The 12,355-nt window shown below is 32.7% G+C and carries 13 protein-coding genes and 1 riboswitch; all 13 genes read left to right on the forward strand.

The window, feature by feature from the left end:
- The first annotated feature begins 137 nt into the window (after positions 1 to 137).
- A complete protein-coding gene (locus B5G32_RS12230; RefSeq protein ID WP_087358489.1) occupies positions 138 to 638 on the forward strand; it encodes an O-acetyl-ADP-ribose deacetylase in 501 nt (166 codons plus the stop codon).
- A gap of 73 nt (positions 639 to 711) precedes the next feature.
- Positions 712 to 1,092 carry a desulfoferrodoxin family protein gene (locus B5G32_RS12235; protein WP_087936804.1) on the forward strand — a complete coding sequence of 127 codons (381 nt, stop codon included), beginning with the start codon at positions 712 to 714 and terminating at the stop codon, positions 1,090 to 1,092.
- A gap of 228 nt (positions 1,093 to 1,320) precedes the next feature.
- Positions 1,321 to 1,421, forward strand: a riboswitch (purine riboswitch).
- Positions 1,422 to 1,465: 44 nt separating this feature from the next.
- Positions 1,466 to 2,299, forward strand: coding sequence for an ABC transporter permease (locus tag B5G32_RS12240; protein WP_087358493.1), 834 nt, complete (start codon positions 1,466 to 1,468; stop codon positions 2,297 to 2,299).
- Entirely contained in the window at positions 2,299 to 3,081 is a 783-nt protein-coding gene (locus B5G32_RS12245) for an ABC transporter permease (RefSeq protein WP_087305002.1), read from the forward strand. The genes B5G32_RS12240 and B5G32_RS12245 overlap by 1 nt, the downstream gene beginning before the upstream one ends.
- A gap of 11 nt (positions 3,082 to 3,092) precedes the next feature.
- The gene (locus B5G32_RS12250) at positions 3,093 to 4,130 is read left to right on the forward strand and encodes an ABC transporter ATP-binding protein (RefSeq protein ID WP_087936805.1); all 1,038 of its coding nucleotides are present in this window, start codon (positions 3,093 to 3,095) and stop codon (positions 4,128 to 4,130) included.
- Between the two features lie 19 nt (positions 4,131 to 4,149).
- Positions 4,150 to 5,193, forward strand: a complete 1,044-nt coding sequence (locus B5G32_RS12255; protein ID WP_224759547.1) for an ABC transporter substrate-binding protein — start codon at positions 4,150 to 4,152, stop codon at positions 5,191 to 5,193.
- A gap of 11 nt (positions 5,194 to 5,204) precedes the next feature.
- Entirely contained in the window at positions 5,205 to 6,911 is a 1,707-nt protein-coding gene (locus B5G32_RS12260) for an adenine deaminase C-terminal domain-containing protein (RefSeq protein ID WP_087936806.1), read from the forward strand.
- The gene (locus tag B5G32_RS12265) at positions 6,895 to 8,214 is read left to right on the forward strand and encodes an amidohydrolase (RefSeq protein ID WP_087936807.1); all 1,320 of its coding nucleotides are present in this window, start codon (positions 6,895 to 6,897) and stop codon (positions 8,212 to 8,214) included. The genes B5G32_RS12260 and B5G32_RS12265 overlap by 17 nt, the downstream gene beginning before the upstream one ends.
- Entirely contained in the window at positions 8,211 to 8,690 is a 480-nt protein-coding gene (locus tag B5G32_RS12270; RefSeq protein ID WP_087936808.1) for a methylated-DNA--[protein]-cysteine S-methyltransferase, read from the forward strand. The genes B5G32_RS12265 and B5G32_RS12270 overlap by 4 nt, the downstream gene beginning before the upstream one ends.
- 37 nt (positions 8,691 to 8,727) lie before the next feature.
- On the forward strand, positions 8,728 to 9,252 hold the full coding sequence (locus B5G32_RS12275) for a GNAT family N-acetyltransferase (RefSeq protein WP_087936809.1): 525 nt from the start codon (positions 8,728 to 8,730) through the stop codon (positions 9,250 to 9,252).
- The gene (locus B5G32_RS12280) at positions 9,249 to 9,827 is read left to right on the forward strand and encodes a xanthine phosphoribosyltransferase (protein WP_087936810.1); all 579 of its coding nucleotides are present in this window, start codon (positions 9,249 to 9,251) and stop codon (positions 9,825 to 9,827) included. Before B5G32_RS12275 ends, B5G32_RS12280 begins: the two co-directional genes overlap by 4 nt.
- A gap of 97 nt (positions 9,828 to 9,924) precedes the next feature.
- Positions 9,925 to 11,256, forward strand: a complete 1,332-nt coding sequence (locus tag B5G32_RS12285; RefSeq protein WP_087936811.1) for an aspartate kinase — start codon at positions 9,925 to 9,927, stop codon at positions 11,254 to 11,256.
- Positions 11,253 to 12,221 (forward strand): D-2-hydroxyacid dehydrogenase, encoded by a 969-nt coding sequence (locus tag B5G32_RS12290; RefSeq protein ID WP_087936812.1) that lies wholly within the window; start codon positions 11,253 to 11,255, stop codon positions 12,219 to 12,221. The genes B5G32_RS12285 and B5G32_RS12290 overlap by 4 nt, the downstream gene beginning before the upstream one ends.
- Positions 12,222 to 12,355: the final 134 nt, after the last annotated feature.

Consider the following 12,355-nt stretch of genomic DNA (forward strand, 5'->3'; position numbering starts at 1 on the left):
TACCGACATGCTTTGGTCCCCGTTGGGTTATCCCCGCGAGGTAAGTCGGTTGCTTTACATCGCATTGCAGGAGCGATGATTTCAAAAGAAATATATATTAAGCGCAAGAACGTGCGCACAAAAAGAAGGTGAAAGAAATGAAAATTCAAATTATTCAAGGTGATATTACTCAAATATCATGTGATGCCATAGTCAATGCTGCCAATAATAGTTTATTAGGTGGTGGAGGGGTGGATGGTGCTATCCATCGCAAAGCTGGACCTGAATTATTGGCTGAGTGTCGTTTGTTGCATGGATGTGCGACTGGTGATGCAAAAGTCACAAAGGCTTATCATTTACCAGCACGTTATGTAATTCATACAGTTGGTCCGGTTTATCGTGATGGACAACATGATGAAGCCAAACGATTACAGTCTTGTTATATACGCTGTTTGGAAAAAGCTGAAGAATATCAATGTCAACATATTGCTTTTCCTTCAATTAGTACAGGGGCTTATCGTTATCCTGTATCACAGGCAGCTACAATTGCGATAGAAACGCTTAAAAACTATCCATGTCAATATGTCAAAAGAATAGATATTGTTTGTTTTGATAATTATACATATCGTACATATTGTCAGTTATTAAAAAAAGAATAATAAAAGTGCATATGATTAGCTATAATAAATAAGACATGGTACAATGGTCTTGTCATGAAAGGAGAAAGAGATTATGAAATTATATGTATGTCCAGTTTGTGGAAATGTAGTAGAAAAAATTGTTGATAAAGGAGTACCAGTTGTTTGTTGTGGAAAACCAATGGTAGAATTAACAGCGAATACAACAGATGGTGCATTAGAAAAACACGTTCCTGTATTATCTATAGATGGAGATAAACTTCATGTAAAAGTTGGTGAAGTTTCACATCCAATGACTGATGAACATTTAATTACAACAATCATTGCTGTATTAAACAATCAGGTTTTACGTGTGGATTTAACATCTGCTGATCAACCTGAAGCGGTATTTGCAATTGGTGATTATAAAGGAACAATTGAAGTATACGAATACTGTAACTTACATGGATTATGGAAAGCAACAATTGAAGCATAAATCATAAACAAGGAAACTTATCATAAGATAGGTTTCTTTTTTTTAAAGATACTGTCAGGAAATATTTTTAAATATGCTATAACATGATGGAAATGGTAGAATTTCCATATTTTAGATAAAATGATAAAGATATGAGTTGTTGAATTGTTAAATAATGGGCGGTATTTTCATTTTTTATACGATTAAATGTGAAAAAATCGAAAAATATTAGACAAAACTATAGACGTTTGTTACAATAAGCGTGGTTATCATATATGTTTGGGAATTGGCCCAATCGTTTCTACCCCGTTACCGAAAATAACGGGACTATGATAGACGCTTTTTTATGTGTCTATCTGTAGATAGACTTTTTTTTATTGGAGGAGGGACTTGAGTGAAGAAAAAAATGCATTATCTTCTTTTGGTGCCTTGTTTGGTTTTACTGATTGTATTTTTGGTGATGCCATTGATTCAAATCATTTTACCAACTTTGTTTCCTGAAGGAAGTGGCTTTAGTTTCACGAATTATTTATCATTTTTTCAAGATGAATATTATATGACAATCTTCATTAGAACTGTTAAGATTGCTTTGATTTCATCTCTTGTTTGCATGATTTTAGGAGTACCCACAGCTTATTTTATTTCTCGTTGTGATAAGAAATGGCGTGGTATTTTAATGGCAATTTCTATTTTTCCAATGCTGACGAATTCAGTTGTCAGAAGTTTTGCATGGATTAATATTTTAGGTAAAAATGGAGTGATTAATAATTTTTTAATGTCAATAGGGGTTATAGAAGAACCAATTACAATGTTATATACTGAATTTTCAGTTTTGATTGGGACAATTTATTTATTTTTACCTCTTATGATTATCACTTTAGTGGGTGTTATGGAAAATATTGATAATGATATGATGGAAGCAGCAGAAAGTTTAGGTGCCAATCGTGTCAAAGCTTTTATGAAGGTTGTCTTACCATTAAGTATTCCAGGTATTATTGTAGGATGTGTGCTTGTTTTTACAGGATCACTCAGTGCTTATACAACACCTCAGTTATTAGGTGGACCAAAGAATCTTGTTTTAGCAACCTTTATTTCACAACAGGCATTAAGTTTAAATAATTGGACAGCAGCCAGTGTTTTTGCAGTCATTATGATTATTACAACATTAATTGTTATGAAAGCATTAAATGCGATTGCAGCTAAATTGGATAAGCGAGGTGAAGTCTAATGCGTAAACATAAAGGATTGATGGTTATTTCTATTTTGGTATTTGCATTTTTGTTTATACCTCTCATCATTATTGCTGTGACAGCATTTGGCTCAGAAAGTACGATTACTTTTCCTATACATGGATTTTCATTACAATGGTTTGTCAATGTGTTTGAATCAGAAAGCTTTATGAGTTCATTAGCATTAAGTGGAGAAATTGCTTTGTTAGCAACTCTACTCGCTTTGCTTGTAGGGGTACCTGCAGCATATGCATTAGCGAGATATAGTGTTATTGGAAAGAAATTTTTAAAGAGCTTCTTTTTATCCCCAACAATCATTCCAGGAATTGTTGTCGGATATGCTTTATATCAATATGTGGTTTTAACATTGAATTTTCCTGTTTTTGAAAGTTTATTACTAGGACATTTTCTTGTTGTTTTACCATATGTGATTCGTATTGTTGGTTCTTCATTGGATCAGTTTGATTTTGCAATTGAAGAGGCAGCTTTAAGTTTAGGATGTCAAAAAGGTCAGGCTTTCTTTAAAGTTGTTTTACCTAATATTACATCAGGAATCAGTGCGGCTTTTATGTTGTCATTTATTAATTCATTTAATAATATACCTGTATCAATGTTTTTAACAGGACCAGGAGTGACAACTTTACCTACAACATTAATGAATTATATTGAATATAATTATGATCCAACTGTTTCAGCAGTTTCTGTTTTATTAATGGTAGCAACGATTGTGATTATGTTCATTGTTGAAAAAACATTAGGAATTTCAGCACTTGCAAAATAGGAGGAGTTAGAATGGCGTTTTTAAGCTTAAAAGATATTGCAGTTGCATATCATCAGAAAAATTATATTTTACAGGGGTTAAACTTAGATATTGAAAAAGGAGAATTAGTCTCTTTGCTTGGACCTTCTGGTTGTGGAAAAACAACAACTTTACGTGTGGTTGCAGGATTTATTGATCCTCAGGAAGGAAACTTCATTTTAGATGGTGAAGATATGACAAAGGTACCTGTTCATAAAAGAAATTTTGGATTGGTTTTCCAAAGTTATGCTTTGTTTCCACATTTAACAGTTAAAGAAAATATTGCGTTTGGATTAAAATTAAGAAAAATGGATAAAGCTCAAATGGAAGCTAAAATCAATGAAGTTGTTGAAGTTTGTGATTTGGAAGGATTAACAGATCGTTTACCTAAACAATTATCAGGAGGTCAACGTCAGCGTGTTGCTTTAGCAAGAGCACTTGTCATTGAGCCAAAACTATTATTACTAGATGAACCATTAAGTAATCTGGATGCGAAATTACGTATTCAAATGCGTGTTGAAATTAAAAGATTACAGAAAAAATTAGGAATTACAACGATTTTTGTTACACATGATCAAGAAGAGTGTTTCTCTATTTCTGATAAGGTAGCAGTTATGAATAATGGTGTTATTGAACAATACGATACACCTGAAAATATTTACTCTCGTCCAAAAACAGAGTTTGTCGCAAGATTTATAGGATTTGAGAATTTCTTTGATTTAACAAAAGTTCAAGATCACCAATATCAAAATCAAAAGGGTGAAATCATGAAAGTGGACAATGATGGCGATTTAGAAACATGCAAAGGGACAATTCGTCCTGATGATATTGAAATCGTAACATCTGCTGATAAATATGATAATATGATTACAGGAAATGTTACAGTGAGAACATTCCTTGGAAAGAGTTATCAATATGAAGTGGAAACACCTATTGGTAAACTTGTTGTTAATGGTGGAAATGCAACAGTTTATAAACAAGGTGATACTATTCAAATGCATTTACCAGCAAATAAAATTGTCTTAGTTTAGGAAAGGAAGGTAGAAAAAAGTGAAAAAATTATTAGTTGGTTTAATGGCTGGAGCTATGGTTTTAGTAGGATGCTCTAGTAACAGTGGGAGTGATACTCAAAAATTAGTTGTATCAACATGGGGATTAAATGCTGATATTGTACAAAAAGATGTTTATGAACCATTTGAAAAAGAAAACAATTGTGAAATTGTTGTAGAAGAAGGTGGAACTTCAGATCGTTACACAAAATTTGCTAATAATCCAAATTCTGATGTTGATATTATTGAGTTATCTCAGGCAGAAGCACAAAAAGGATATGCAGCTGATTTATTTGAAAAATTAGATTATAGTAAAATTGGAAATGCGAAAGATTTAATTGATGCAGCGTCTAAGCTAAAAGATGATAATGGATATGGTGTTCCTTATACTTTAAATAGTATTGGTATTATTTATGATAAGGAAGCAACTGGATTTGAAATTAAAGAATGGAATGATTTATGGGATAGTCGTTTAAAAGGTCAAATTTCTATTCCTGAAATTACAACAACTTTTGGACCAGCAATGGTACATATTGCAAGTGATTATAAAGGTGTAGATATTACATCTGATAATGGAAAAGCAGCATTTGAAGCTTTAGAAGAATTAAAACCAAATATTGTGAAAACATATACAAAATCTTCAGATTTAACAAATATGTTCAGTGCTGGAGAAATTTCAGTTGCTGTTGTTGCTGACTTTGGTGTAAGTTTAATTCAAAAAAATAATGAAAATTGTGAATATGTAGTACCTGAATCAGGAACATATGCCAACTTTAATACAATTGAAGTGAATAAAAATTCAGACAATAAAGATTTAGCATATAAATATATTGATTGGCGTTTAAGCAAAGATTTACAATATAAAGATGCTGTTTCTGATTTGAATGAAGCACCTACAAATAAAACAGTTGAATTAACTGAAGAAGAAGCGCTTAATAAAACTTATGGTGATGTAGCTGCTAGAGCTAAAGTTATTGATTTCAAATTTGTCAATCCACTATTAGAGGATTGGGTTGATCAATGGACACGTATTTTAAATAGTTAGGAGATATTGTCATGAATCAACTCATCAAAAACGTACAGGTTTATAATACATTTACACAAAGTTTTGAAAAAAAGAATGTTTATATTCAAGAAGATAAATTTTATTATATTTGTGATGATGAACCACTTGAAAGTCAAGAAGTGATTGATGGACAAGGTAAGTACATGATTCCTGGGTTGATTGATATTCATATGCATATTGAAAGTTCTATGACAGTTCCTGGTGAATTTTCCAAAGCAGTATTACCTCATGGGGTCACAACAGTGGTTGCTGACCCACATGAGATAGCGAATGTTTTTGGAATACGTGGAATTGAAACGATGATATCCAATGACACAACATTGGATATTTTTTATGGAATTCCTTCTTCTGTTCCTTCTACCAATGAACATTTGGAAACAACAGGAGGAAAAATAGATGTAGATGATGTCAAACAGCTTTTAGAGAATCCTCGTATTTTATGCTTGGGTGAAGTCATGAACTTTAAAGATTTGATTGGTGGGCAAAATACACTCATTAATCAGATTATTCAAGCCTGTCATGAAAAAAGATGGCAGTTACCTATTGAAGGACATTGTCCTAAAATTACGGGGCTTGATTTAGCACGATATATTTATCAGGGTGTTGATGCAGATCATACCCAACAGACACCAGAATCCATTGTTGAAAAGATAAAAAATGGCATGTTTCTGGAAATTCAAAGAAAATCAATGAATGCAGATACAATTCGTACATTGGTAGAACATCAATTTTATGAATATTTTGCATTGGTGACGGATGATGTGATGGCTGACCAGTTAGAGCAGGGACATTTGAATCTTTTAGTCAAATTAGCATATGATTTAGGTATGCCAATTGAAAAAGCTATTTATTGTGCCACTTATACACCAGCTAGACGTATGCATATGATTGATCGTGGATGTATTGCCCCAGGGAAAATAGCGGATTTTATCTTGTTGGATGATTTATATTCTTTTTCTATTGATAGTGTGTATAAAAAAGGACAATGTGTTTATCATCAAACAAAACAAATAGAAATTCAAGAACAACAGTCACAGTTTCCACAAGAGTTTTACCATTCACTTTATGCCAGACAAGCAAAGAATGAAGATTTTATGATATCATCATCAAAAAAAGAAGTTCTTTGTCATGTTATGGAAGTACAGCCACATTCCACTTTTACAAAGCATCTGCAAATGAAATTACCAGTCAAAGATGGCTATGTAGATTATCAAAGTGTGGGACTTTGCTTATTGACTATTTTTGAAAGATATCAAAAAAATGGACATATTACACATGCTTTGGTGAAAAATACATTACAAACAAAAGGTGCAGTTGCGACAAGCTGGGCACATGATCATCATAATATCATGATTTTAGGTAATAGTATTGAAGATATGGTTATTGCACAGCATCAGCTTCTCCAACAACAAGGTGGATATCTGGTTGTTCAAAACCAAAAAATTCAAGCCAACACTGTATTAAATATTGGTGGTATTGTCAGTGATCAGCCATTAAAAGAATTAGCTCAAGATTTACGACAAGTCAGAAAAGCGATGGAAGATTTAGGATATGTTCATGATAATGTGATTATGTCATTATCCACATTATCTCTACCTGTTTCACCAGAACTGAAAGTGACTGATTATGGGATGTTGGATACTTATCATCAGACAATTGTACCACTCATGGAGGACAGTTATGAGAACATTGATTAAAAATGTAACAATTTTAACAATGAATGAACATTTTGATGTCATTGAAGATGGACAAATGCTCATTGATGATGAAAATATAATTGAAATAGGGAAAACATGTGTACAAAAATATGATCAATGCATAGATGGACATCATGGTATTTTATTACCAGGTATGATTAATATCCATACGCATCTAGGAATGATTCCTTTTCGTGGACTAGGTGATGATTGTCCTGATCGCTTACGTCGCTTCTTATTTCCATTGGAATCCAAATATATGACGGCTGATCTTGTTTATCATAGCTCCAAGTATGCTATGGCTGAAATGTTGTTGTCAGGGATTACAACATTTATGGATATGTATTATTTTGAAGATGAAGTCGCAAAAGCAGCTGATGAAATGAAAATGAGAGGTTTTGTTGGAGAAACGATTGTTGATTTCCCTAGCTGCGATAGTCAAGAAGCTTATGGGGGATTGGATTATTGTCGATGGTTTATACCTCGATGGAAAAATCATCCGTTGATTGTTCCATTTATTGCGCCACATGCGACAAATACAAATGATTTAGAACATCTTCAGCTTGCTCATCAATTGGCAACACAATACAATGTGCCTTTATCATTGCATGCCAGTGAATTGGATTATGAGATGGATTATTTCCAAAAAGAGTATCACATGACACCAACAGCATTTTTAGACCATTATGATTTATTGGATCGAAATGTTATTCTAGCGCATTGTATTCATATCAATAATGATGATATAAAGTTAATTCAAAAAAATAAGAGTGGTATTGCACATTGTTTGGTTTCTAATTTAAAAGCAGCAAAAGGAGTTATGCCTTTAAAAGAACTATTAGAAAATGGTGTGAGTGTTGGTTTAGGGACAGATGGACCATCAAGTGGGAATACTTTAGAGCTCTTTTCAATGTTGAAAATGATTGCCTGTGTTCATAAAACTGTGAATCATGATCGTGGCGCATTTCATGCACAGGATATCTTTTCTTTAGCAACTATTCATGGTGCAAAAGCCTTACATATTGATCATCTGGTTGGTTCATTAGAAGTGGGGAAAAAAGCAGATTTTATCATTGTTGAAATAGATTCAGTGAATATGTATCCACTTTATGATCCTTATTCAGCACTGGTTTATAGTGCCAATCCAAGCCAGGTAGATACTGTTTTTGTCAATGGAAAATGTCTGGTGCGTCATAAGGAATTACAATTAGAAAAACTTTCTGATTTGAAACAAAATCTTCAAAAGGCATCTCAGACTTTTTCGAAAAAAGCTTTAGAATATGCCAAAAAAAATGCCAGATGAATAAGACAATTTATTATTATCAGTATCCATTTCCTATTGGGAAAATAATGATTGCCTGTAAAGATCAAGCGATTATTTATTGTGGTCAACCAATCCTTTTAGAAAATGGTATTTATGAAAATACAGAGTGTTTAAAAAATATAGCTAAGCAGATTGACGAATATTTTCAAAAAAGAAGACAAACTTTTGATTTCCATTATATATTTTTAAAAGGAACAGCTTTTCAAAAGAAAGTTTGGCAGGCTGTTATGGACATTCCATATGGTCAAACAAGAAGCTATCGTGATATTGCTGAAAAGATTGGACATCCGCGGGCTTATAGGGCTGTCGGAAGTGCTTTGCGTGAATGCCCATTTTCACTGCTTATACCATGTCATCGTGTCATTGGTTCATCACAAAAATTAGGTGGCTATGGAAAAGACATTGATGTCAAGATATTTTTATTACAACTTGAACAAGCAGACTTGGTATCCTGAATGGATTATGCTAGAATGGATATAAGGTGGTGAAACAATGGAGAAAATATCTATATCACAGTTTGATGATGTTTATCGTTTATTTCAGCAATCTTTTGTATTGGAAGAGTTAAGACCCTATGAACAGATGAAAAAGTTATTTCAACAAAATCTATTTAGCATTTATGCAAAATATGAACATAATGAGTTACAAGGAGCAATGATTGTATGGGAATTGGAAAATTGTGTTTATTTAGAAAACTTTGCAATTGAAACAAAGATGCGAGGTCAAGGATTAGGAACATACTTTCTACAACAATTTTGTTATTTATATAAAGATAAATTCTTATTTTTAGAAGTAGAAGTTCCCCATGATGAAATATCTCGAAAACGTATCCAGTTTTATGAAAGAATGGGATTTGTTTTAAATCCTTATCAGTATATACAACCTACATTTAGAGAAAATGATCATTCAGTTCAATTGACATTCATGACATATCCAAAGGTTATGGATGATCAACAATATCAAATGATAAAAAAAGAAATATTTAAAGTTGTTTATCAACAAAAGGGAGAATTATGAAAGCGTTAGAAGAAAAAATTATTAGAGAAGGTATTGTAAAAAAAGGAAATATTTTAAAAGTCGATAGTTTTTTAAATCATCAGATTGATGTTGCATTTTTAGATGAAATGGGAAAAGAGTTTCAAACACTTTTTCAAAAACATCCCATTAATAAAATTTTAACGATTGAAGCCAGTGGTATTGGTGTAGCTGTTATGACTGCAAGACATTTTCAAAATGTACCTGTTGTCTTTGCAAAAAAATCAAAATCATCAAATATCTCTGATGAATTATATCATACAACAGTAGAATCATTTACACATCAAAATACAAATGATGTTGTGATTTCAAAACAGTATTTAAATGAAAATGATCATGTCTTAATCATTGATGACTTTCTAGCTAATGGTTGTGCAGTTTTAGGATTAATTGATTTGATTCATCAAGCTAGGGCAACTGTAGAAGGTATTGGTATTGTCATTGAAAAAGGTTATCAAAGTGGTGGAAAGACAATTAGAAAATTAGGTTATCATTTAGAATCACTGGCAATCATTGATCAGATGGATGATGAAAAAGGAGAAATTGTCTTTAGATAAGAGGAAATATCTTGGAAAAACCAAGATATTTTTCGTTTCCAGGTTGAATAAAGAGAAAGAATCATGTATCCTAATAGTATTAATGGAGGCGATAATCATGAGTAAAATTGTGAAATTTGGTGGTTCATCGTTAGCTGATGCAACACAATTTCAAAAAGTCTATGATATTATAAAAAGTGATAAAGACAGACGATTTGTTGTGCCAAGTGCACCTGGAAAAAGATTCAAAGATGATACCAAGGTGACAGACCTTTTATATAAAATCTTTTATGCTAAGACAAAAAATGAGTTTCATTTGTATTTTGATCAGCTTAAAGAACGTTTTTTAGATATTATTGAAGGATTGCATATTGATATATCTCTTGAAGAAGATTTTCTAGCTATTCAAAAAGCTTTAGAAGATGGAACGAGTGAAGATTATATTGTGAGTCGTGGAGAATATTTAAATGGAAAGATTTTGGCTGCTTATTTAGGGTTTGAATTTATTGATGCCAAAGATGTTATCTTTATTGATGAAGATGGACGTTATGATGCGAAAAAAACAGATCCTATTTTATCTCAAAAACTAGAATCAGTTTCTTATGCAGTGATACCTGGATTTTATGGATCGCTTAATGATGATAGTGGTCAGATTAAAGCTTTTTCTAGAGGGGGTTCAGATGTAACAGGATCTATAGTGGCTAAAAATGGGAAAGTTGATTTATATGAAAACTGGACTGATGTATCAGGTTTTTTGATTGCTGATCCACGTATTGTGAAAAATCCTGATGTTATTGAAACAATTACTTATAAAGAATTAAGAGAATTGTCTTATATGGGAGCTTCAGTCTTGCATGAAAATTCTGTTTTCCCTGTCCGTAAGGAAGGAATTCCTATTCATATAAAAAATACCAATAGACCTCAAGATCCAGGAACTTTGATTGTAGAAAGTACCTGCCATAAGCCAGCACATGTGATTACGGGTATTGCGGGAAAACAAGGCTTTGCGACAGTCATGATTGAAAAAGATATGATGAATTCTGAAATTGGATTTGGGCGTAAAGTTTTACAAGTTTTTGAAGATTATCATGTTTCATTTGAACATATGCCTTCGGGTATTGATACAATGACAGTGATTGTCAATACTGAAGAATTTATTGATAAAGAACAAGATATTTTAGCGGGACTACATCGCAGTGTGCACCCTGATTCTATTATTTTAGAGTCGGATTTATCGTTGATTGCGGTAGTAGGTAGAGGAATGAAAGCCAGTCGAGGAACAGCGGCTCGTGTTTTTAAGGCTTTGGCTAAAGAAAATATCAATATCAAAATGATTGATCAGGGATCTAGTGAATTAAATATTATTATTGGCGTACGTAACTGTTATTTTAAGCCAGCTATTAAAGCTATTTATAAAGAATTCATTGATAATGAAAGGGATGGATTATGAATATTTTAATGTTGGCTCCTTTACAAAAAGATAATTTTGAAAAGATAGAACAACATTTTTCTCAAGATCATTTTATTTATGCAACTAGGCATACTGTGACACAAAAGATGATTGACCAGTGTGATGTGATTGTTGGCAATCCACCGTTGCAATATGATTTGAATCGTGAGCATTTACAGGCGATCTTATTAAATAGTGCGGGAAGTGATGAATATGTCAAACCAGGTATTTTGTCTTCTCATACTCTTTTAGCTAATGCTTCTGGAACTTATGGCGTGGCTATTGCTGAACATACTATTGGTATGATCTTAGCTTTGAATAAAAATTTTAAAACATATATTCAGCATATGCAAAATGGAATCTGGCAGGCAGATACTATTGGAAAAGAGCTTTATCGTCAGACTGTTGTGATTGTTGGTTTAGGAGATTTAGGATATACAATCGCAAAACGCTTAAAAGCTTTTGACTGTTATAACATTGGTGTAAGACGTCGACCATCTCAATGTCCATCATGTCTTGATGAAATTTATACAACGGATCAATTGGAAGATGTTCTTCCACGTGGAGATTTTGTTATTTTGGCGTTGCCTCAATCTTCGCAGACTTATCATTTATTTGATCAGCAAAAACTGATGTTAATGAAGAGGGATGCTGTATTGATTAATGTTGGAAGAGGAAGTGCTATTGCTACTGATGATCTTGTCAATGTATTGAATCAGGGGCATCTTTATGGGGTTGGGTTAGATGTTGTTGAAGAAGAACCATTGCCAGCTGATCATCCGCTTTGGCAAATGGATAATGTTTTGATAACGCCACATGCTTCAGGTGGTTATGTATGGGAAAGTGCCAGAACTTATTTTACTGATTTAGTTATAAGAAATTTAGAGCATCTTAAAGCACATGAAGAGTTAGAAAATTTAGTTGATTTTCAAACAGGTTATCGTTATCATACACTCAATCTTTAAAATTATAATTACTGATTTTGGTAATCTAAAATAACACGGGGTTGTGGGGTTTTGGATTATAAGAAATTGTGGGAAGGCTGTTCTTCCCACAATTTTAAAACTGTATAGGAGAATCATGATCTGATGATGGGTCA

Source organism: Massilimicrobiota sp. An80 (genome assembly GCF_002159255.1).
In the GTDB taxonomy this organism is placed as follows: domain Bacteria; phylum Bacillota_I; class Bacilli_A; order Erysipelotrichales; family Coprobacillaceae; genus Allocoprobacillus; species Allocoprobacillus merdigallinarum.

Coding starts and splice junctions, on each gene's coding strand:
- B5G32_RS12250 (WP_087936805.1), top strand. CDS start 3,093: ATGGCGTTTTTAAGCTTAAAAGATATTGCAGTTGCATATCATCAGAAA.
- B5G32_RS12290 (WP_087936812.1), top strand. CDS start 11,253: ATGAATATTTTAATGTTGGCTCCTTTACAAAAAGATAATTTTGAAAAG.
- B5G32_RS12260 (WP_087936806.1), top strand. CDS start 5,205: ATGAATCAACTCATCAAAAACGTACAGGTTTATAATACATTTACACAA.
- B5G32_RS12280 (WP_087936810.1), top strand. CDS start 9,249: ATGAAAGCGTTAGAAGAAAAAATTATTAGAGAAGGTATTGTAAAAAAA.
- B5G32_RS12285 (WP_087936811.1), top strand. CDS start 9,925: ATGAGTAAAATTGTGAAATTTGGTGGTTCATCGTTAGCTGATGCAACA.
- B5G32_RS12230 (WP_087358489.1), top strand. CDS start 138: ATGAAAATTCAAATTATTCAAGGTGATATTACTCAAATATCATGTGAT.
- B5G32_RS12245 (WP_087305002.1), top strand. CDS start 2,299: ATGCGTAAACATAAAGGATTGATGGTTATTTCTATTTTGGTATTTGCA.
- B5G32_RS12270 (WP_087936808.1), top strand. CDS start 8,211: ATGAATAAGACAATTTATTATTATCAGTATCCATTTCCTATTGGGAAA.
- B5G32_RS12275 (WP_087936809.1), top strand. CDS start 8,728: ATGGAGAAAATATCTATATCACAGTTTGATGATGTTTATCGTTTATTT.
- B5G32_RS12235 (WP_087936804.1), top strand. CDS start 712: ATGAAATTATATGTATGTCCAGTTTGTGGAAATGTAGTAGAAAAAATT.
- B5G32_RS12265 (WP_087936807.1), top strand. CDS start 6,895: ATGAGAACATTGATTAAAAATGTAACAATTTTAACAATGAATGAACAT.